Raw genomic sequence first — 19,164 nt, 5'->3', positions numbered from 1 at the left:
GATGCCGACCGAGAACACCGGAACCGTCGATGTGCGCCGGGACGGCGACGTCGCCGTCGTGACCCTGCGGCGCGAATGGAAGCGGAACGCGCTGTCCACGCACATGGAGGCCGCGCTGCTCGGCGCGCTGGGGTCGCCGGACGTGAAGTCCAGTCGCGCCGTCGTCCTCACCGGGGGCGACTCGGTGTTCTCGGCCGGCGCGGACGTCACCGAACTGCGGGAGATGACGCCGGAGGCGATCGCCGAGTATTACCGGACGTCCGGGTCCGTGTACGAGGCGCTCGCGGCGCTCCCGCAGCCCACGGTGTCCGCGATCACCGGCTACTGCCTCGGCGGTGGCCTCGAACTGGCCCTCGCCACCGACATCCGGGTCGCCGATCCGGCCGCGGTCTTCGGATTCCCGGAGATCGGAATCGGCATCCTCCCCAGTTCCGGCGGCGTCACCCGCATCACCCGCATCGTCGGGGCCGGCCGTGCCCGCGACCTCGTGCTGCGCGGCCGGCGCTTCGATCACACGGACGCCGAACGCTGGGGCGTCGTCAGTGAGATCGCCCCGCCGGCGGAGCACGTGAAGCAGGCGCTGAGCATCGCGCACGAACTCGCGGCGTATTCGCCGCTGGCGCTGAGCATCACCAAGCAGGTGCTGGACGTCAGCGCGGACGCCCCGCACCACGCGTCGCTGCTGCTCGAGCAACTCGCCTACTCGGCGCTGAACAAGACAACCCCCTAGCGGTACCGGCCGAGTGCGGCCGACTCGACCGCCACCCCGAGGGTGACGGCACCAATCTACGTAGTGGAGACGACATGAGTTCCTTCGACGTGATGGACAGACCCGCCAAACGCGGGTTTCACACCAAGCTCCTGATCGCGTGTTGTGGCGGACCATTCCTGGACGGGTACGTCATGAGCATCATCGGCGTGGCCCTGCTCGGCGTGCACGAGCAGCTACACCCGACGACGGCCGAGGCCGGGTTGATCGGTGCGGCCTCGCTGATCGGTATCTTCTTCGGCGCCACCGTGTTCGGCTTCCTCACCGACCGGGTGGGCCGGGAGAAGATGTACGCCCTCGACCTCGTCGTGCTCGTCGTCGCGTGCGTGCTGTCGGTGTTCGTCCAGCTGCCGTGGCAGCTGATAGTGCTGCGGTTCGTCATCGGCGCGGCCATCGGTGCGGACTACCCCATCGCCACCTCGCTACTCACCGAGTTCACTCCCACCAGGAAGCGCGGCGCGATGGTCGGGATGTCCGCCGTCGCCTGGTCGGCGGGCGCCGTCGCCGCCTACGTGGTCGGTGCACTCGTCGTCGGCATCTCGGGCGGCAACGACCACTGGCGCCTGCTGCTCGCGTCGAGTGCGGTGCTCGGTCTGATCGTGATCCTCGTGCGGCGCGGAATCCCGGAGTCGCCGCGGTGGCTCCTGAAGAACGGCCGGGTGGCGGACGCCGAGGCCGTGGTCGAGCAGATCTACGGGGAAAAACTGGACCTGAGCACGGTCACCGTCGAAGACACCGCCGACAAGCCGAAGGCCGACATCAGGATCTACTTCCGGGGCCAGTACCTCGCCCGGCTGATCATGTGCAGCGCCCTGTATCTGGCGGTCGTCACCCCGCTCTACGCGCTGCTGACGTTCCTGCCCACGATCCTGTCCGGATTCTCGATCTCCGGTGACGGTTCCGCGGGGCTGATCGTCGAGACCGTCATCATCGGGCTCATCGTCGCCGGGTCCATTCCCGCGCTGTTCCTCGTCGAGAAGTGGGGCCGGCGCCCGATCGCGGTAATTCCGCTGGCGCTGATGGTGATTCCGCTGGCGGGGCTGTGGCTGTGGGCGGACGGACCGCTCTGGTTCATCGTCGCCGCCTTCTGCGCGTACGCGTTCATCTCGGGTGGCCCGAGCATCCTGGTGTGGATCTACCCCAACGAACTCTTCCCCACGGAGTTCCGGGCCACGGCCGTGGGAATCGCCACCGCCGTCAGCCGGTTCGGTGCCGCGACCGGCACCTACCTGCTGCCGCTGAGCATCTCCTCGCTGGGCACCGGCACCACGATGCTCTTCGGCGCGGTCCTGACGGCGGTCGCGTTCGTGATCTGCTTCTTCATGTCGCCCGAAACCAAGGGGAAGTCGCTCGAAGAAGTGTCGTCCGTGTCCGCTGCGCCGACGGCCGCGGCGAGCGCTCCCAGGCTGGAGACATTGGAGAAGGCGTCCGCGCCGCGTACGTGACCGGTAGTTCCCCGTCCGCCCCTGCCGACTTTCCACGTCGGCGGGGGCGGACACCTCCCGCTGCCTGGGAGAAGGGGCTCCCCACCGGGCCGGTGCTGCGTTATTCTCACGGCTAGAACACGTTCTATTCGACTGAGGAGTTCGCATCATGGCACCGTCCGCAGAAGACATCCGCAAGACCGTCGAGAGGTACATCGAGGCGGTGGCCACCGGGACCGCCGACGACGTCGTCGCGCTGTACGCCGAGGGCGCCACCGTGGAGGACCCGGTGGGCACCGAGCCGCGGACCTCGGTGGAATCGCTGCGCGAGTTCTACGGGGTGATCGAACCGCTGAAGCAGACCGGCGAACTCCTGACCCTGAAGATCGCCGGCAACTCGGCGGCGTTCCACTTCTCCCTCGTCACCGACCTCGGTGAGCAGAAGCTGGAGATCGCGCCGATCGACGTCATGACCTTCGACGACGACGGCAAGATCACGTCGATGAGGGCGTTCTGGTCGCAGGAGGACATGATCACCAGCTGACCGACGGCCGGGCCGGCAACCACGCCGCAATACGGCCCGGCCGATCAGTGACTGTGCCTACGATGGCGGGGTGGCCACCGACGACGCCGGGCCGGCTGCACGACGTGCCCGACGCAGACGAGTCGTTCGAGCCGGTACGCGCCCCGGGCGCGCACCGCGTAGCTGGCTGGCGGTCCTCGGAGCCCTTACCGCGGCGGTGACCGTGGCGTGCTCCTCGGGTTCCGGCGGCAACCCCGACCCGGTCGACCTCGACCGGGCCACCGACACCGGACAACTGCCGTGGACGGAAGTGCTGCTCCCGCCGCAGACGCCGACGACGGTCCCGTTCGGCCCGCCCGGAACCGACCTGCCGGGCGAGCCGCGAGCCGCCGGGATCCGGGTGGTCGGCGACCGCGCCGGGCTCTACGGCGGAAGTCCCGACCGGGTGCTCTGCGACCGGCAGCGGCTCGTCGACGACCTCGAGGGAGATCCGGCGAGGTTGGAGGCCTGGTCGAGTGTGTTCCAGGTCGACGACGTGCGCAATTACGTCCGGACCCTCACTCCGGTCCTGCTCCGCGCGGATACCCGCGTCACCAATCACGGTTTCGACGACGGCCACGCGGTGGCATTCCAGTCGGTGCTCCAGGCCGGGACCATCGTGCTCATCGACGACCACGGCGTACCCCGCGTCCGGTGCATGCGCGGCAGCCCGCTGCTGTCCCCGGTGGTGAACCAGGACGCGAAACTCGAGGGCGATCCGTGGCCGACATTCCAGCAGGACCGGCTGTACATCGTGCAGCCCTCCAACCTGGCGATGACCGAGGTGGCCGTGGTCGACCTGATGACCGGGGGACTGTCGTCGGTGCCGATCGGCTCCGGTCCGCAGCAGCCCGCCGAGCGCCGCGATCCGGTAGCGCCCGTGGAAGTCCAGGCACCGGTGGTCGATTCGCCGCCCGCCGTGGTGCAGCAGGCCGCTCCCCGGCCCGCGCCTGTCCCCTCTCCGGAACCCGCCCCGGCCCCTCCGCCGCCGCCTCCCCCACCGCCGCCGCCCGTCGCCGCACCGCCGCCCGCACCCGAGCCGCCGGTGAACTACCCGCCGCCCGCCCCCGCGCCGGTGCCCGCTCCGCCGCAGCAGATCCAGGTGCAGATACCGGGTCTGCCGCCGATCGTCATCCCGATTCCGAACTGACGCCCACGTTCCATTGAAGCTTATATATACCTGTGGTTAATTCCAGCAACTTGTATTGACATGTTGAGCGTCCGCGGTCCACAGTTGAGCCCATGACACATCAACGACGCTACGACGTGGTGGTTGTCGGCGCCGGAATCGTCGGACTCGCGCACGCCTACCACGCGCTCGATCGCGGCCTGTCGGTAGCGGTGATCGATCAGGCCGACCGCGTCGCGGGCGCATCCGTCCAGAACTTCGGTCACGTCTGCATCACCGCCCAGTCGGGTGTCGCCCGCGACTACGCGCTGGCCGGCCGGGAGCACTGGCTCGATCTGTCGCGCAAGGCGGGTTTCTGGTCCTCCGAGTCCGGAACCTACTGTGTGGCACGGCATGACGACGAAATGGCCGTGCTGACCGAGTTCGCCGACCGACGCGGACCGGCCGAGGCGGAATTGCTGCCACGCGAGCGGATCCTCGCCGCGCTGCCCGTCTCCGGCGACCGCGTCGTCGGGGGCATGTACCTGACCGGTGACCTCCAGGTGGACCCGCGAGAGGCGGCCCCCGCCGTCGCGCGGTGGCTCGAAGCGTCCGGTGTCGACTTCTTCTGGCGCACCGCCGCAGCCGGATTCGATACCGGAGTGGTCCGCACGTCGCGGGGCGACCTGCAGGCGGGGACGGTGTTCGTCACCGTCAATCACGACATCGATCGCCTGTTCCCGGAGCAGGCCGAGCGCGAAGGGCTCCTGCGGTGCCGGCTCCACATGCTGCGGGCGCGGATGCCGCTGCCGGCGCCGTTGCCCGCGCCGCTGTTCACCGGATGGTCGCTCGTGCGGTACCGCGGTTTCGCGGATCTGCCCGCGACGGCGGCACTCGCGGCGCGGTTGCGCGAGGAACACCCCGACTACGTCGACCTCGACCTCCACCAGATGTACACGCCGCAGCCCGACGGCTCGATCCTGGTGGGCGACACCCACATCCGTGACGTCTCGGCGGAGCCGTTCCAGTCGGAGCGCGGGTTCGACGTGTTGATCCGCGAGGCCGCCGACCTGTTCGGCGTCCGGGACGTCACCGTCATCGAACGCTGGCAGGGCGTATACAGCTCGGCCCCCGATTCGGAGTTCCTGATCGAGGAACCGATCGAGGGGGTGCACATCGTCACCGTCACCACCGGCATCGGTATGACGACCGGCATGGGTCTGGCCAGGGACCGGATCGACCACGTCTTCGGGAGCTGACGTAACAGAGCCATCCCGCAACAACATTCACCGAGAGGAACACGACAAATGGGAACACATCACCGGGACATCAGCCTCGTCGTCTTCGACATGGCAGGCACCACCGTGGAGGACAGCGGGCTGGTGCAGCAGTCCTTCCTCGCCGCAGACGCACACGCCGGGCTGTCGAAGACGGACGACGACCGGCAGCGGATGCTCGAGTACGTCTCCGACACCATGGGCCAGTCCAAGATCGTCGTCTTCCGCCACCTCAGCGGTGGAAACGAGGAGCAGGCGCAGGCCGCGAACAAGGAATTCGAACGCTGCTACGCCCAACTCGTCGGCGACGGCCGCTGCAGCGCCGTCCCCGGTGCCGAGGAACTGTTCGGCTCGCTGCGGGAGCAAGGCATCAAAACGGCGCTCACCACCGGATTCGCCCGCGAGACGCAGATGTCGATCATCCACGCGCTCGGCTGGGAGGACGTCGCCGACGTCGTGCTCTGCCCCGGTGACGGTGTCCGCGGCCGCCCCTTCCCCGACATGCCGCTCACCGCGCTGATGCGCGCCGGCGCCCCGTCCGTGCAGTCCATGGTGGTGCTCGGCGACACCACGTCGGACATCACCACCGGCCTGCGCGCCGGAGCGCTCGCCTCCGTCGGCGTGCTCACCGGCGCCCACGACGCCACCCAACTGTCCGAGGCCGGGGCCACCCACGTCCTCGACAGTGTCGCGGACCTGCCCGCTCTGCTCGACCGACTCCGCGCCGCCTGATCCGGCCCGATTCCGGGGCCGCCGATCAGGGACAGCCGCTCTCGGCCGACGGAACCCGCGGGTCGACGGTCCGGGCGTTCACGATGCTGAAGGCGACGAGGTCGGGACGGTACCGGTCGTCGGCGTACTCGAAGATGTCGCCGTGCTGGTCCCGCGACGTCCGGCGTTCCCGTAGCAGGGGGCTGCCGGGGGCGATGCCGAGGTGTTCGGCGTCGGCCTCGGCGGCGGCGACGGCGTCGAGCACGTGCTCCATCGATTCGAACCTCACGCCGCGGGAGGTGAGGTAGTCGGTGATCGACCCGGAGTCGATGTCGAACTCGAACAGCAGGGAGCCGACGCGGTCGGTGAACGTGCTCCGTTCGAGCATCGTCGGTTCGCCGTCGAGCAGTCGGACGCGGAGAACCTCGACGACGAAGTCGTCCGGTTCCGCTCCCAACGCGGCGGCGGCGGGTTCGGACACCCGGCGGCGGGAGATCTCGATCGTGCGACTCCCCGCGGTGCGGCCGGTGCGGCGCGCCCACTGGGAGAACGGGGTGAACGTGTCGAGGGTCTGCGTGAGATCGTGGCTGCGGACCACGGCCGGTTTGCCCTGGGACAGCTGGATGAGCCCCTCGTTCTTCAACGTCGCGAGGGCCTGGCGCACCGGGCCGCGCGACACCTCGAATTCTGCGCACAGCATGCTCTCGCTCGGCAGCGACTCCCCCACCGCGTACTGCCGCCGCATGATGCGCTGACGGAGCTGGACCGCGACGAACTCATGGCGGGAGCGTGCCTCCACCATTGCGCATCACCCACTTCCCCGGTCGGTCGGTCCACTGCAAGTCAAGAGCATTCTAGTGGCGTCGCCGTTACGGTACACTGCGAGAACGCGTTCCAGCCGGTGGAGGGATTCGGAGAATGGCGACGTCGACGGAGCGATCGGTCACGGTCGACGGATTCCGTTGGCAGATCAGCGAACTGGGTGACGGTCCGCCCGTGATTCTGTGCCACGGGTTCCCGGGCCTCGGTTACAGCTTCCGGCACCAGATGCGGGCCCTCGCGGCGTCCGGATACCGCGCGATCGCGCCGGACATGCCCGGCTACGGCGGCACCGACGTGCCCCGCGACATCGACGACTACACCAACGAGCGGGTGTCGGACGCATTGATCGGCCTGCTCGACGCCCTCGAACTCGACCGTGCCGTGTTCGTCGGCCACGACTTCGGCGCCCCGGTCGCCTGGACCGTCGCGCTGCGTCACCGCGAGCGGGTGTCGCGGCTGGTGCTGCTGGCCGTTCCCTACATGCCCGACCGGTTCCCGCTGCGCCCGTCGGAGCTCTATGCGTCGCTGGCGCGCAAGCACTTCCTGCACATCCACTACTTCCAGGAACCGGGTGTCGCCGACCGCGAACTCGACGGCGACCCCCGCGGCTTCCTGCAGCGGCTGTTCTTCGCATTGTCGGGCGAGTACCGCTACCTGGACATCTGGCAGCACCCGTCGGAGGGCAACGGGTACCTGGACGTGCTGCCCGCCGCCCCGCCGCTGCCGTGGACGTGGCTGACCGAGGACGAGTTCGAGCACTACGTGGAGGTCTTCACCCGGACGGGATTCACCGGCGGCCTGAACTGGTACCGGGCGTACGACGCCAATTGGGAACGCTCCGCGAGAGTCGGGGTGGCCCAGATCGAGGTGCCGACGCTGTTCGTGGCCGGTGCGAACGACCCCGTCGTCGCGATGAGCGGTGCGCAGGCACTCGACCGGATGCGCGACACCGTCCCCGACCTGCGGGGCGTTCACCTCCTCGACGGCGCCGGGCACTTCGTCCAACTGGAACGGGCCGACGAGGTGAACGAGTTGCTGCTCAGTTTCGTCGGAGGCTGAACAGGCGCCGCCGCGTGGGTGCGGGCAGTTCGCCGATCGACTCGAGGTGTGCGGTGAAGACCTCGGCGTCGGCGCGCGTGCTCACCTTCGGCCTGCCCTCCGCCCAGGCGGTGAACAGCGCGAAGAATCGTTCGCCGCACGCTGCGCGGACGTGGGGAATGCGATCGCCCACCTCGCCGGACCGCTTGCGCAGCAATGCCTTCGATGTCGTGTCGAGTGCGCCCCGCGGTCGAATTCGTCGGGTGGTTCCCCCGACGCGACGAGGGCCCGGACCAGCGCCGCCTGCCGATCGGCCAGACCGGTCCTTATTACCTCCGTCTTCTGCGGTGGTCTGCCACGGTGTGCGTTCTTCGTCGGAATGCGCTGGCTAGGTGCGGTAGACGTGGGCGCGGTGGTCGATTCCGACGACGACGACGATGGTCTGGTTGGGGTCGTCGATGCGGAACAGGATGCGGTAGTCGCCGCGGCGGGCGCTGTGGAGGCCGGCGAGGTCGTCACGCAGGGGTTTGCCCAGTCGGTGGGGGTTGTCGGCGAGTGGTCCGGAGATGAACTCGATGACGGCGTGGACGATCCGCGGTGGAAGCGATCGCGCGATCGCCGCTGGTCAGCATCCCGGTCTCTACCGGATCGAAGCCTACGCTCGCGGTTCGTTGTACATCACACACAACCTTCCAACCACGTTGTCCGACAGCCGATCTCAGTGTCAGTGCGAATGTCCCATGTGCACCCGCCGGAAGTCGATCTTCACCGTTCCGTTATCGGGATCCTGAATTCTGCCGTGGTCGAGTTGTGGGAGCATCGTCAGCATGACGTCGCCGAGTGCCGCACTGTCGTATGCCCAACTGCTCGATGCGGTTGCCGAATCGCACCGGACGGTGGAGGCGACCCTGGCGGGCTTGACCGACGATCAGGCGCGGGGGCCGTCGCTGCTGCCGGGGTGGAGCCGGGGACACGTCGTCACGCACCTCGCGAGGAACGCCGACGCGCTCAACCGATTCGCCGTCGGGGTGCTCACCGGGGAGGCCGCGCCCGAGATGTACCCGGGCGGTCCGGCCGCGCGGGCCGCCGCGATCGAGGAGGGGGCCGGACGTCCGGCGGAACTACTGGTGGCCGATTTCCGCTTCGCGGGACGGCGGGTGATCGAGTCGCTGCGCGGGATCACCGAAGATCTGTACGAGACGCCGGTGAACTGGCGTCGGCGGGTGCCGGCGCGTCAGGTGCCGGTGCTGCGCTGGCGTGAACTCGAGATCCACCACGTAGACCTCGGCCTCGACTACTCGGCGACCGACTGGCCGGAGCTTTTCGTGGAGCACACGTTGGAAACGGAACTGCCGGAGCTGGCCGCCCGGCATCCGGATGTCCGGGTGCCGGAACTTCCGCGCACCGAACTGCTGGCCTGGGTCGTCGGACGCCCCACGCGGGAGGGCCTGCCGCCCGTACCCGCGTGGCCGTTCTGACCGTCAGGCGTATTCGACGCTCTCGAACGTGTCGGCGTCGTCGAGGGCGTCCCAGATGATCGCGTAGCGCTTGTGGGTCATCTCGTCGGCATCGACGAGGAGGGCGTCGAACAGGGACTTCGGGTTCTCCTGCCACCCCTGCACCAGGGACGCGACCGCCTGCGGCGTGAACAGACCGGAGCGTGCTGCCGCCTCGATCCACTCGTCGAACTCGCCGGCGTGAATCCGCTCGACCGCGTCGCGATCGACCTCGCCGTCACCGAGATCGAGAGTGAACATCGTCGCGAAGACGTCGCCGTCGACCGCGACGGAGTCGCTGTGCATACGCTGTTCGGTGTTCATCGTGGGGATACCTCCTGGGAGTCAGCTCGCTGGACCTGACTCACGTTTGCGACCTCTGCTGATGAGAAGAACTGTAGGGCGACTGATTGTGAGCAGCTTAAAGCCTTTATGTGAGATCAATCTGTGATGTATCTCACGCAAGTTTCTCCGCTGTCAGCGCACCCGCAACACGACTTCCGTAGGGTGCGCGTCACGCGGCGTCTCCACCGCGGTACGCACTGCTTTCGCGACGGTCGACGGTTGCAGATAGTTCTCCGGCCGGTACTCGTCGCCCTCGCCGGCCACGATGGCGCGCTGCATATCGGTGTCGATCCGCCCGGGGTGGATTGACGTGACGCGCAGTAACGGTTCCTCGAGTCGCAGTGCGTCCCCGAACGCCCGCAGGGCGAATTTGCTCGCCGCATACGACGCCCAGCCCGCGTTCGCGCGGATGCCGGCACCCGAGTTGATCAGGACCACGTGGCCGCCTGCGGCGCGCAGGGCCGGCAGCAGCAGCCGGGTCAGCTCCGCCACCGCGATGACGTTGGCCTCGAGCGTGTGCCGCCACTGTTCGACGGTCGACTCCGCGACGGTCGCGAGGTCCGCGACCCCGGCGTTGTGGACGAGGACGTCGAGCCGGTCGATCGGGGCGCACGCCGTCGCCACCGCGTCGTAGTCGGTCACGTCGACGGGCCACGGCGCGGCAGTGGGCAGCTCCGACACGATTCCGTCCAGCGAACCCGCCGACCGGGCGCCGAGCAGGAGGTCGTGGGTCGGTGCGAGTTCCCGGGCGATGGCGGCTCCGAGGCCACGGCTGGCGCCGGTGATGAGGGCTGTGGGCATGCCGACGAGGCTATCGCCCCGTGAGTACTTGTTAACCGCCGGCGGTTAACAAGTACTCACAGGCCGGAGGCACTCCAGTGGTGCCAGGACAGCGTGCGGATGGCGACGACGGGCCCGTCCGGGCGGCGGTCGACGTACTGCGGATACTTCGCGGCCAGGACGTCGATCGCGGCGGCGCCCTCGGCCGAGCCGGGTTCGAGGATCTCGGCCCGGCCGTCGACCCGGACCCACCACAGGTGGTCCCAGTTCTCGTCGTAGTGGTCCACGAGCAGGGTGACGGCGGGGTTGGCGGAGATGTTGCTCAGGCGCCGCAGCGCTGTGGTGCGTTTGGGTTTGTGATCGACGCAGGAATAAATGGTGTCGGTGTCGAGCGCGAAGACGAGGGGAACCAGGTGTGGCGCGCCGTCCGCCCCCACCGTGGCGAGCCGGGCGACGCGGGCGGCGGCGAATCGTGCGACGGCGTCCATCACCGTTCCATCAGGTAGCAGGTGCGGTCGTCCAGCAGTTCGTGAACCGACTCCCGCGCCTGCGACGTGAGCCGGACGAGCGCGGCATCCGACATGTGTCAAGTATTTGTTGACGATCAGAACCGTGTCAACCAAATGTTGACTAGGCGACGAGGGCGATGCCCAGGGTGAGCATCAACGCGGCGATCCCGGCGTCGAGCACGCGCCACGCGCCGGGACGGGCGAACACGCGGTGCAGGAGCTGGGCGCCGTAGCCGAGTGCGAGGAACCAGACGACGCTGGCGGTGGCGGCGCCGAGACCGAACAGCCACCGCCCGGACTCGCCCTGGTTGTTTGCCACCGAGCCGAGCATCAGCACCGTGTCGAGGTAGACGTGCGGGTTGAGCCACGTGAGTGCGAGGCAGGTGAGAACGGACGTCGCCAATGTCGCCGATCCGACTTCCTGTGCGGCGTCGAGGGTGCCGGGGCGCAGGGCGCGACGAGCCGCGAACACGGCGTAGCAGAGGAGGAATGCCGCTCCCACCCAGCGGATCACGGTGATGGCGGTCGGGGCGTGGGCGAGGACCGCAGCGATCCCACTGATTCCGACGGCGATGAGGACCACGTCCGAGACCGCGCACAGCACGACCACCGGCAGGACGTGCCTGCGGACGATTCCCTGCCGCAGGACGAATGCGTTCTGCGCGCCGATCGCGACGATCAGCGACAGTCCGGTGCCGAAGCCGGCGGCCGCCGTGAGCAGGGCAGGGGTGAGGTGCATGAGAACCACGCTACGAACCCCCAGGCCATCAATCCAGATAATTATCCTTCATTGCCATTAGCATCACTTCATATGGATTTGGACCTGGCAGCTCTCCGCACGTTCGCCGCCGTGATCGACGAGGGCACCTTCGACGCCGCGGCCCGGGTACTGCACATCACGCCGTCGGCGGTGAGCCAGCGGATCAAGGCGCTGGAGCAGCAGGTGGGACGCGTCCTGGTGCAGCGGGCCAAGCCGGTCCGGGCCACCGAGTCCGGACACGTCGTGCTCACGCTCGCCCGCCAGATGGCCCACCTCGAGCGCGAGGCCATGTCCTCCCTCAATCCCGAGGAGGCGACGACGAGCACGCTGTCCCTCGTCGTCAACGCGGATTCGTTGTCCACGTGGATGATTCCGGCGCTCGCCCGGCTGGCACCGGAACATCGGGCGCTGTTCGACCTGCATCGGGAAGACGAATTCCACTCGACCACCCTGCTGCGGGAGGGCACGGTGATGGCCGCGGTGACGTCAGTCCCCGAGGCAGTCCAGGGCTGTACGGTGGAGAAGCTGGGATCGATGCGGTACCGCGCGCTGTGCAGCCGCGACTACGCCGACCGCTGGCTCCCCGACGGCCCGACGGCGGACGCCCTCGCGGTGGCGCCGATGCTCGACTTCGACCGCAAGGACGAACTGCAGGCCCGGTTCCTGCGCGGCTTCACCCGGCGCCGGTTGCAACCCCCGAGGCATTTCGTCCCCGGCTCGTCCGCGTTCTCCGACGCCGTCCGCCACGGACTGGGCTGGGGTCTGCTGCCGGAATTGCACACCGGCGACGACCACGGTCTCGTCGAACTCGACCCGTCCCGACCCGTCGACGTCCCGCTGTACTGGCAGCGGTGGAAGCTGGATTCGCCGATCCTCGCGGCGCTCACCACCGCGGTCCGGGACGGCGCGCGCGAAGCGTTGCGGTGATGTCCGGGTGGGCGCAACACTGGAGTCATGGACGCCGACAGCCCGATGGACCCGGTGCAGGCCCTGCGTGAGACAGCGTTCTGGCTCGAACGGTCGCGGGCGGAGACGCATCGCGTGAAGGCGTACCGGCGGGCGGCCGACGTGGTGGCCGAACTGTCGGAGGAGCAGCGGGACGTTCGCCGGCGCACCGACAGCTGGAAGGATCTGCCGGGCATCGGGCCGAAGACGGCGACGGTGATCCGGGAGGCGCTCGACGGGGTCCCCGTCTATCTCGCGGAACTGCGGGAGGGCGCGGAGCCGATCGGCGGCGGTGCGCTGCGGCAGGCGCTCAAGGGCGATCTGCACACCCATTCGGACTGGTCGGACGGCGGCAGCCCGATCGACGAGATGATGCGCAGCGCGGCGCTCATCGGCCACGAATATTGCGCTCTGACAGATCATTCCCCGCGACTGACGGTCGCGAACGGCCTGTCCGCGGAGCGTCTGCGGTCTCAGCTGGACGTGATCGCCGAGCTGAACGAGGAACTCGCGCCGTTCCGCATCCTCACCGGCATCGAGGTCGACATCCTCGACGACGGTTCGCTCGACCAGGATCCGGATCTGCTCGACGAACTCGACATCGTGGTCGCCAGCGTGCACTCCAAGTTGCGCGCCGAGCGCGGGGCCATGACCCGGCGGATGGTCAGAGCCGTCGAGAATCCGCTCGTCGACGTGCTGGGGCACTGCACCGGCCGCCTCGTCGAGGGCGGGCGCGGGACCAGGCCGGAGTCGACGTTCGACGCGGAGCAGGTGTTCACCGCCTGCCGCGACCACGGCACCGCCGTCGAGATCAACAGCCGTCCCGAGCGCCGCGACCCGCCGAGCAGGCTGATCGATCTGGCCATGGACGTGGGGTGCCTGTTCTCGATCGACACCGACGCGCACGCCCCCGGGCAACTCGCCTGGCAGGGGTACGGATGCGAACGCGCCATGCGGTGCGGGGTCGAGGCCGACCGCGTCGTGAACACGTGGTCCGCCGACGATCTGCTGGAATGGGCAAAGTAGCGCTCGTGAGTGGTTGACGAGTGCAGGGACTCGTCAACCGCGCACGGGCCGAAGGCCTGTCGGGAAACACGACTTCGGTCTAGATTGGTGTATGGCCGAAGTGCAGGGCGATGCGCGGTTGCGGCAGCTGAAGACTCCGCGCGCCGCGGCGATCGCCGGCATCGTGTTCGCCGTGCTCTTCGCCATCAGCTTCGTGCTGGTGCGCACCGCGCTGCCCGGCGGCGTCGTCACGGACACGGCGTGGGTGGGGCGCACCGGATCGAGAATGTCTGTCGCATTGACTCTTTTACCGTTCGCGGGTATCGCATTCCTGTGGTTCGTCGCCGTCATCCGCGACCGGCTCGGGAATCTCGAGGACCGATTCTTCTCGACGGTGTTCCTGGGCAGCGGGCTGCTGTTTCTGGCCATGATCTTCACCTCGACGGCGGTCGCCGGTGGTGTGCTCGCCGTCTCGCGGCAGACCGACCTCCCGCAATCGTCGATCGTCTACTTCGGACGGGAGGTGATGCTGCAGATCAACAACATCTACGCGCTGCGCATGGCCGGGGTGTTCATGATTTCGCTCGGCACGATTTGGCTACGCACGGGCCTGATGCCGCGCTGGCTTGCGGTGATCACCTATCTGGTGGCGCTGATCCTGCTACTGGTCGTCAGCCTGAGTTTCTGGGTGACTCTGCTGTTTCCGGCGTGGGTGCTGTTGATCAGTGTGTTCATCCTCGCGGGTGGTCGGCACGAATCGACCCGCCCGAACTGAGCGTGCACGCCGACGCCGGGCACCGGGTTACGGCTCTGGCGGAAGATGTTTGTTTCATGAGACAGTGCCGGTGTGGCCAATCCCGCGCCCCGGCGCCCCACCGATCCAGAGGCCTTGTACCGGGTGGTGGCGGCCCGCCGCCTGCAATACGAGAACCTGCTCTGGCAGGTCCCGGCCCTGAGCCTGACCGCCCAAGCCTTCCTGTTCAGCATCGCGTTGGGTCAGGGCGTCGACACGTGGGCTCGGATCTTCTCCGCAGTGCTCGCGCTGAACTTGTCGGTGATCTCGATCATGCTCATGGCGAGCCACCGACAGGCTGAAATTCGGGACGTACAGTGGCTCGACCGCTTCGAACAGGACGAACTCGGGGCGGGAGACTGGGGGCCACACGGCGCGGCCTTCCGGAAACCCTATGAAACGAAGTTGGATGCAGGCTGGTTCGGGAATCTCATACACCTGCGCCTCATGTTCTACGTGTGGATCGTTGGACTCGGAATATTCGGCGTCGTCGCGATCTCGATGATCGTCAGGACCATTCTCACCACGGTTCTCTAAGCACCTGACGCCGACCCGGTGAGACTGGCCCGGCGTGGGGAAGAAGGTCGTGTCGGCTCGTACCGTGTGGGCGTAGACACCCGGTCGTCGGCGGCCGGACGATCAATGGGGCGGAGATCACCGGTGATCCTCGCCGGCGGTCGGTGCACGGGTGCAGCGACCGCATGGCAGGTCAGCCCTATCAGTCGAGGAGTGCCACCATGGCGAGGAATCAGCGGGGGAAGATCTCGGTCGATATTCGTGACTCGGTCCCGGACTGGGAACCGTACCTGCCGACCCCAGCCCCTGACGGCGCCCCGAACATCTTGCTCCTCGCCTGGGACGACGTGGGATACGGCACCATGGACGTCTTCGGCGGTCCGGTCGACACCCCGACAATGAGACGCATCGCGAATATGGGGACGAAATACGCGAACTTCCACACCACGGCATTGTGTTCCCCGACCCGGGCGTCGCTGCTGACCGGTCGCAACGCCACCACCAACGGCATGGCGACCATCGCGGAGTTCAGCTCCGGATTTCCGGGCATCTCGACCCACATCCCGTTCGAGAATGCGTTCATCTCCGAAGTTCTGGCCGAGCAGGGCTGGAACACCTACTGCGTCGGAAAATGGCACCTCACCCCGGGCGAAGAAACGAACATGTCTGCGGTGAAGAGCCGTTGGCCGCTGGGCCGCGGGTTCGAGCGCTTCTATGGATTCCTCGGCGGCGAGACGAACAGCTGGTACCCGGATCTCGTCTACGACAATCACCCGGTCGATGCTCCCGGCACCCCGGAGAACGGCTACCACCTGTCGAAGGACCTGTCGGACAAGGCCATCGAGTTCATCCGTGATGCAAAATCCGTCGACCCCGACAAACCGTTCTTCATGTATCTCGCGCCCCAGGCCGGGCACGCACCGCACCACGTCCCTGCGGAGTGGGCCGACCGGTACAAGGGCAGGTTCGACGAAGGGTACGAGGCCATTCGCGCCGGAATCCTGCAGCAGCAGAAGCAAATGGGACTGCTGCCCGAGAACACCGAGCTCTCACCCATCAATCCGCACGGAGAGCCGACATGCACCGGACCCGACGGGCAACCCTGGCCGAAACTCGACACGGTCCGGCCCTGGGCGTCGCTCACCGCCGACGAGCAGCGCCTCTTCGCGCGCATGGCGGAGGTGTTCGCCGGCTTCGTCTCGTACGCGGACGATCAGCTCGGTCGGGTGATCGACTTTCTGGAGGACTCGGGGCAACTCGACAACACGCTCATCGTCGTGATCTCCGACAACGGCGCCAGCGGGGAGGGCGGTCCGAACGGATCGTTCAACGAGTGGCGGTTCTTCAACGGGGTCGCAGACACGACCGAGGAGACACTCCCACACCTGGACGAACTGGGTGGGCCGGCGTCGTACAACCACTACAACACCGGATGGGCCTGGGCGTTCGACACCCCGTTCCCGTACTGGAAGCGGTGGGCCGGCTACGAGGGCGGCATCGCCGACATGTGCATGGTGTCCTGGCCGGCAAAGCTCGAGCCCAGGAGTGAGCCCCTGCACCAGTACATCCATGCCGTCGACATCGTTCCGACGATCTACGAACTGGTGGGAATCGAACCGCCGCACACACTCAGGGGATACCTTCAGAACCCCATCGAAGGGGAGAGTTTCGCGGCATCCCTGACCGATCCGACGGCGCCGGGCAAGGAGCTGCAGTTCTACACGATGCTCGGTCAGCGATCCCTGTATCAGCAGGGATGGCTCGCCACTGCCGTGCATCCGCCACTGTCCGGGTGGGGTCATTACGAACACGACGTCTGGGAGCTCTACCACCTCGACGAGGACCGGGCCCAGACCAAAGACCTTGCCGCGCAGGAACCGGAGCGTTTGGAAACCCTGAAAAGCCTCTGGTTCTACTACGCCGGTCTCTACAACGGTTTGCCACTCGACGACCGCAGCGCCCTCGAGCAGGTCGTTGCCGAGCGCCCGCACTCCGGGAAGAAGAGAGATCAGTATGTGTACTACCCGGATTGCGCGGATGTTCCCGAGTCCGCCGGTGTCCCGATCAACGGCCGGTCGTTCACGATCGCGGCGGGGGTTCGCCTGGACACCGCCGACGCCGAGGGCGTCCTCTACGCCCACGGTGGTGTGGCCGGCGGACACAGCCTCTACCTGAAGAATCGGCGACTGCACTATGTGTACAACTGGCTCGGAACACACGTCCAGGAGATCGCCGCGGAAAGCGAGATCACTTCGGGATCACATGTTTGCACCGCCGAGTTCACAGTGGAGGGCAAGAACACCGACCCGGCAGTGCCGGGATTCGTGGGAGCCGTCATCTTGTACGTCGACGACCAGCGGGTGGCAGGTGGGAATATCGTCACCCAGCCAGGCGCGTTCTGCCTCGTCGGCGACGGCATCTGCGTCGGGCGCGACAGCGCATCCCCGGTGACCCCGGACTACACCGCACCATTCACCTTCACCGGCGGCGCCATCGACAAGGTCGTCGTCGACGTGTCCGGCGAACGGTATGTCGACCACGAGGCTCAGGTGCGGTCTTGGTTCGCGATCGACTGAGTCCGTCGTGAACCGGTAGCGCTAGCGCCGTTCGCCGGCCAATTCTTCGAACAGAGTGGGATCGTGGGCGGAGAAGACCCGGACCCGCGGGGCCACCTGATTGTTCAGTTCCCGGAGCCGACGATGATTGCCGCGGATCTTCGAACGGTCCACCGCGATCAGCTCTTCCATCACGCGCAGGGCGCGACCCTCGGTTCCCGGCGACACCTGTCCGGGGGCGGCGACCGTGCTGCGGTGGTAGAACGCGTCGCCCGCGTGCAGTAGCCAGCCCTTCTCGCCGGTGTCGACGGCCACCGCCGCGTGGCCCCAGGTGTGGCCGGGCAACGGGACGAGCACGATGCGGTCGCCGACCCCGGCGATCGGGTAGGTGTCGGAGAAGCCGAGCACGGATTCGCCCGGCCCCGAGTAGGTGTGCACCGTGGGTGCGGGGGTGAGCTGGGCGGGACGGTACCGGACCTTCTCCCGGAACGACGAACGCTTGTCCGACGCAGCCACTTCCGCCGCGGTGGTGTGCAGAGTGGCGTTCGGGAAGTCGGCCACACCGCCGATGTGGTCGAAGTCGAGGTGGGTCGCCACGATGTGGGTCACGTCCGAGGGATTCAGCCCCAGCTTCCCGAGTTGGCGGACCGCCGTCTCCGACTCGCGGAACCGGGCACCTGTCAGCTTCGCGTACTTGCCGACGCGACCGGCGGGGTCGGCGACGTCCGCCAGCCCGAAACCGGAGTCGACCAGCACGATGCCCGCGTCGGTTTCACACGCCAGTACGTGGCACACCAACCGCCCGATGAGCGCCGAGGAGAACGAGCCGCAATTGAGGTGGTGTACCCGCATGGGGGTTCACGCTAGCCGAGTCGGCGTTCGCGGACGCCCGATTACACCGCGACCGGCGACGACGCTTGCGCCCAGAACCGTTTCGGTATCCGCCCGGCGGCCCGGGCGTGGCGCCCGGCCGTGACCGCTCCGGCCATCGCCGCCGCCATCAGGGGCGGGTCCGACGCCCTCGTCACCGCGGAGGCGAGCAGGACGGCGTCGCAGCCGAGTTCCATCGCCAGCGCCGCATCGCTCGCGGTGCCGATCCCGGCGTCGAGAATGACCGGGATGTCCGTGCGCTCGACGATCATCTCGATGTTGCGGGGATTGGAGATGCCGAGGCCGGTCCCGATCGGCGACCCGAGTGGCATCACGGCGGCGCACCCGGCATCGACAAGGCGCTGCGCGAGCACGGGATCGTCGTTGGTGTAGGGCAGCACGACGAAGCCGTCGTCCACGAGTTGTTCTGCTGCCGAAACGAGTTCGATCCCGTCGGGGAGGAGAGTGCGCTCGTCGGCGATCACTTCGAGCTTGATCCAGTTGGTGCCCAGTGCCTCCCGGGCCAGCTGCGCCGTCAGCACCGCCTCCGCGGCGCCTCGGCACCCGGCGGTGTTCGGCAACAACGCGATGCCCAGTCGATCGAGCAGTTCGAGCAGCCCGGTTCGCCCCACGGCATCGACGCGGCGCATCGCGACCGTCGTCAGTTCGGTGCCGGACGCGATCAGCGCCTCTTCCAGAACCGCCAGGTTGGCCGCGCCCCCTGTGCCCATGACCAGTCGCGACGAGAAGTCCCGGCCCGCGATCGTGAGTACGTCGGTGGAATTGCGCATGGGTACCTCTCCGATCGGGATCTTGCACTCGAACCCTACGGTCGAATCGTCCCCGACGTCAGAGCCACTTGTGCGCTGCGTCATAGGT

At 67.8% G+C, this 19,164-nt stretch carries 22 protein-coding genes; 13 read left to right on the top strand and 9 right to left on the bottom strand.

What is annotated here, in order from left to right; translation table 11 throughout:
- The first annotated feature begins 1 nt into the window (after nucleotide 1).
- From ROP_RS16840 to ROP_RS16815, 6 genes are all read left to right on the top strand, one after another.
- Nucleotides 2-730, top strand: coding sequence for an enoyl-CoA hydratase/isomerase family protein (locus tag ROP_RS16840; protein WP_012690607.1), 729 nt, complete (start codon nucleotides 2-4; stop codon nucleotides 728-730).
- Nucleotides 731-804: 74 nt separating this feature from the next.
- A complete protein-coding gene (locus tag ROP_RS16835) occupies nucleotides 805-2,214 on the top strand; it encodes an MFS transporter (RefSeq protein WP_012690606.1) in 1,410 nt (469 codons plus the stop codon).
- Between the two features lie 148 nt (nucleotides 2,215-2,362).
- Complete coding sequence (locus tag ROP_RS16830; RefSeq protein WP_012690605.1) at nucleotides 2,363-2,737, top strand: nuclear transport factor 2 family protein; 375 nt, start codon at nucleotides 2,363-2,365, stop codon at nucleotides 2,735-2,737.
- Nucleotides 2,738-2,807: 70 nt separating this feature from the next.
- Nucleotides 2,808-3,905 carry a DUF6777 domain-containing protein gene (locus tag ROP_RS16825; protein WP_012690604.1) on the top strand — a complete coding sequence of 366 codons (1,098 nt, stop codon included), beginning with the start codon at nucleotides 2,808-2,810 and terminating at the stop codon, nucleotides 3,903-3,905.
- A 92-nt stretch (nucleotides 3,906-3,997) separates the two neighbouring features.
- The gene (locus ROP_RS16820) at nucleotides 3,998-5,122 is read left to right on the top strand and encodes a TIGR03364 family FAD-dependent oxidoreductase (protein ID WP_012690603.1); all 1,125 of its coding nucleotides are present in this window, start codon (nucleotides 3,998-4,000) and stop codon (nucleotides 5,120-5,122) included.
- Nucleotides 5,123-5,170: 48 nt separating this feature from the next.
- On the top strand, nucleotides 5,171-5,872 hold the full coding sequence (locus ROP_RS16815; RefSeq protein ID WP_012690602.1) for a phosphonatase-like hydrolase: 702 nt from the start codon (nucleotides 5,171-5,173) through the stop codon (nucleotides 5,870-5,872).
- Nucleotides 5,873-5,897: 25 nt separating this feature from the next.
- Here ROP_RS16815 and ROP_RS16810 read toward each other — a convergent pair whose 3' ends face one another.
- Nucleotides 5,898-6,653, bottom strand: coding sequence for a GntR family transcriptional regulator (locus ROP_RS16810; protein ID WP_012690601.1), 756 nt, complete (start codon nucleotides 6,651-6,653; stop codon nucleotides 5,898-5,900).
- 116 nt (nucleotides 6,654-6,769) lie between these two features.
- Between ROP_RS16810 and ROP_RS16805 the strand changes: the two genes are divergently transcribed.
- Complete coding sequence (locus ROP_RS16805) at nucleotides 6,770-7,732, top strand: alpha/beta fold hydrolase (protein ID WP_012690600.1); 963 nt, start codon at nucleotides 6,770-6,772, stop codon at nucleotides 7,730-7,732.
- Here ROP_RS16805 and ROP_RS44170 read toward each other — a convergent pair.
- Complete coding sequence (locus tag ROP_RS44170; RefSeq protein ID WP_231868934.1) at nucleotides 7,713-7,904, bottom strand: hypothetical protein; 192 nt, start codon at nucleotides 7,902-7,904, stop codon at nucleotides 7,713-7,715. The genes ROP_RS16805 and ROP_RS44170 overlap by 20 nt on opposite strands.
- A gap of 195 nt (nucleotides 7,905-8,099) precedes the next feature.
- Nucleotides 8,100-8,327, bottom strand: a complete 228-nt coding sequence (locus tag ROP_RS41245) for a type II toxin-antitoxin system RelE family toxin (protein ID WP_080512573.1) — start codon at nucleotides 8,325-8,327, stop codon at nucleotides 8,100-8,102.
- Nucleotides 8,328-8,538: 211 nt separating this feature from the next.
- On the opposite strand from ROP_RS41245, the gene ROP_RS16795 reads away from it, so the two are divergent.
- Nucleotides 8,539-9,189 (top strand): maleylpyruvate isomerase family mycothiol-dependent enzyme, encoded by a 651-nt coding sequence (locus tag ROP_RS16795; protein WP_012690598.1) that lies wholly within the window; start codon nucleotides 8,539-8,541, stop codon nucleotides 9,187-9,189.
- 3 nt (nucleotides 9,190-9,192) lie between these two features.
- On the opposite strand, the gene ROP_RS16790 is transcribed toward ROP_RS16795, so the two are convergent.
- The 4 genes from ROP_RS16790 to ROP_RS16775 form a co-directional block, all read right to left on the bottom strand.
- A complete protein-coding gene (locus tag ROP_RS16790) occupies nucleotides 9,193-9,531 on the bottom strand; it encodes a hypothetical protein (protein WP_012690597.1) in 339 nt (112 codons plus the stop codon).
- A gap of 153 nt (nucleotides 9,532-9,684) precedes the next feature.
- The gene (locus ROP_RS16785) at nucleotides 9,685-10,353 is read right to left on the bottom strand and encodes an SDR family oxidoreductase (RefSeq protein WP_012690596.1); all 669 of its coding nucleotides are present in this window, start codon (nucleotides 10,351-10,353) and stop codon (nucleotides 9,685-9,687) included.
- 56 nt (nucleotides 10,354-10,409) lie between these two features.
- Complete coding sequence (locus ROP_RS16780; protein ID WP_043824870.1) at nucleotides 10,410-10,820, bottom strand: TIGR03668 family PPOX class F420-dependent oxidoreductase; 411 nt, start codon at nucleotides 10,818-10,820, stop codon at nucleotides 10,410-10,412.
- 142 nt (nucleotides 10,821-10,962) lie between these two features.
- Nucleotides 10,963-11,580, bottom strand: a complete 618-nt coding sequence (locus ROP_RS16775) for a LysE/ArgO family amino acid transporter (RefSeq protein WP_012690594.1) — start codon at nucleotides 11,578-11,580, stop codon at nucleotides 10,963-10,965.
- A gap of 72 nt (nucleotides 11,581-11,652) precedes the next feature.
- On the opposite strand from ROP_RS16775, the gene ROP_RS16770 reads away from it, so the two are divergent.
- The 5 genes from ROP_RS16770 (at nucleotide 11,653) to ROP_RS16750 (ending at nucleotide 17,436) form a co-directional block, all read left to right on the top strand.
- Nucleotides 11,653-12,528 (top strand): LysR family transcriptional regulator ArgP, encoded by an 876-nt coding sequence (locus ROP_RS16770; protein WP_012690593.1) that lies wholly within the window; start codon nucleotides 11,653-11,655, stop codon nucleotides 12,526-12,528.
- Between the two features lie 45 nt (nucleotides 12,529-12,573).
- Nucleotides 12,574-13,572: a PHP domain-containing protein gene (locus ROP_RS16765; RefSeq protein WP_012690592.1), complete on the top strand. Its 999-nt coding sequence runs from the start codon at nucleotides 12,574-12,576 to the stop codon at nucleotides 13,570-13,572.
- Nucleotides 13,573-13,663: 91 nt separating this feature from the next.
- Entirely contained in the window at nucleotides 13,664-14,326 is a 663-nt protein-coding gene (locus ROP_RS16760; protein ID WP_043824867.1) for a hypothetical protein, read from the top strand.
- Between the two features lie 72 nt (nucleotides 14,327-14,398).
- Entirely contained in the window at nucleotides 14,399-14,881 is a 483-nt protein-coding gene (locus ROP_RS16755; protein ID WP_009476677.1) for a hypothetical protein, read from the top strand.
- A gap of 200 nt (nucleotides 14,882-15,081) precedes the next feature.
- Nucleotides 15,082-17,436: an arylsulfatase gene (locus tag ROP_RS16750; RefSeq protein WP_012690590.1), complete on the top strand. Its 2,355-nt coding sequence runs from the start codon at nucleotides 15,082-15,084 to the stop codon at nucleotides 17,434-17,436.
- A 21-nt stretch (nucleotides 17,437-17,457) separates the two neighbouring features.
- On the opposite strand, the gene ROP_RS16745 is transcribed toward ROP_RS16750, so the two are convergent.
- Together ROP_RS16745 and ROP_RS16740 are read right to left on the bottom strand one after the other, a co-directional pair.
- Nucleotides 17,458-18,267 (bottom strand): MBL fold metallo-hydrolase, encoded by an 810-nt coding sequence (locus ROP_RS16745; protein ID WP_012690589.1) that lies wholly within the window; start codon nucleotides 18,265-18,267, stop codon nucleotides 17,458-17,460.
- 41 nt (nucleotides 18,268-18,308) lie between these two features.
- Entirely contained in the window at nucleotides 18,309-19,076 is a 768-nt protein-coding gene (locus ROP_RS16740) for a thiazole synthase (protein ID WP_012690588.1), read from the bottom strand.
- Nucleotides 19,077-19,164: the final 88 nt, after the last annotated feature.

The organism is Rhodococcus opacus B4 (genome assembly GCF_000010805.1).
Taxonomy (GTDB): Bacteria; Actinomycetota; Actinomycetes; order Mycobacteriales; family Mycobacteriaceae; genus Rhodococcus_F; species Rhodococcus_F opacus_C.
The sequence above is the reverse complement of the archived record's forward strand: the minus strand, read 5'-3'. Positions and strand labels throughout refer to the sequence as shown.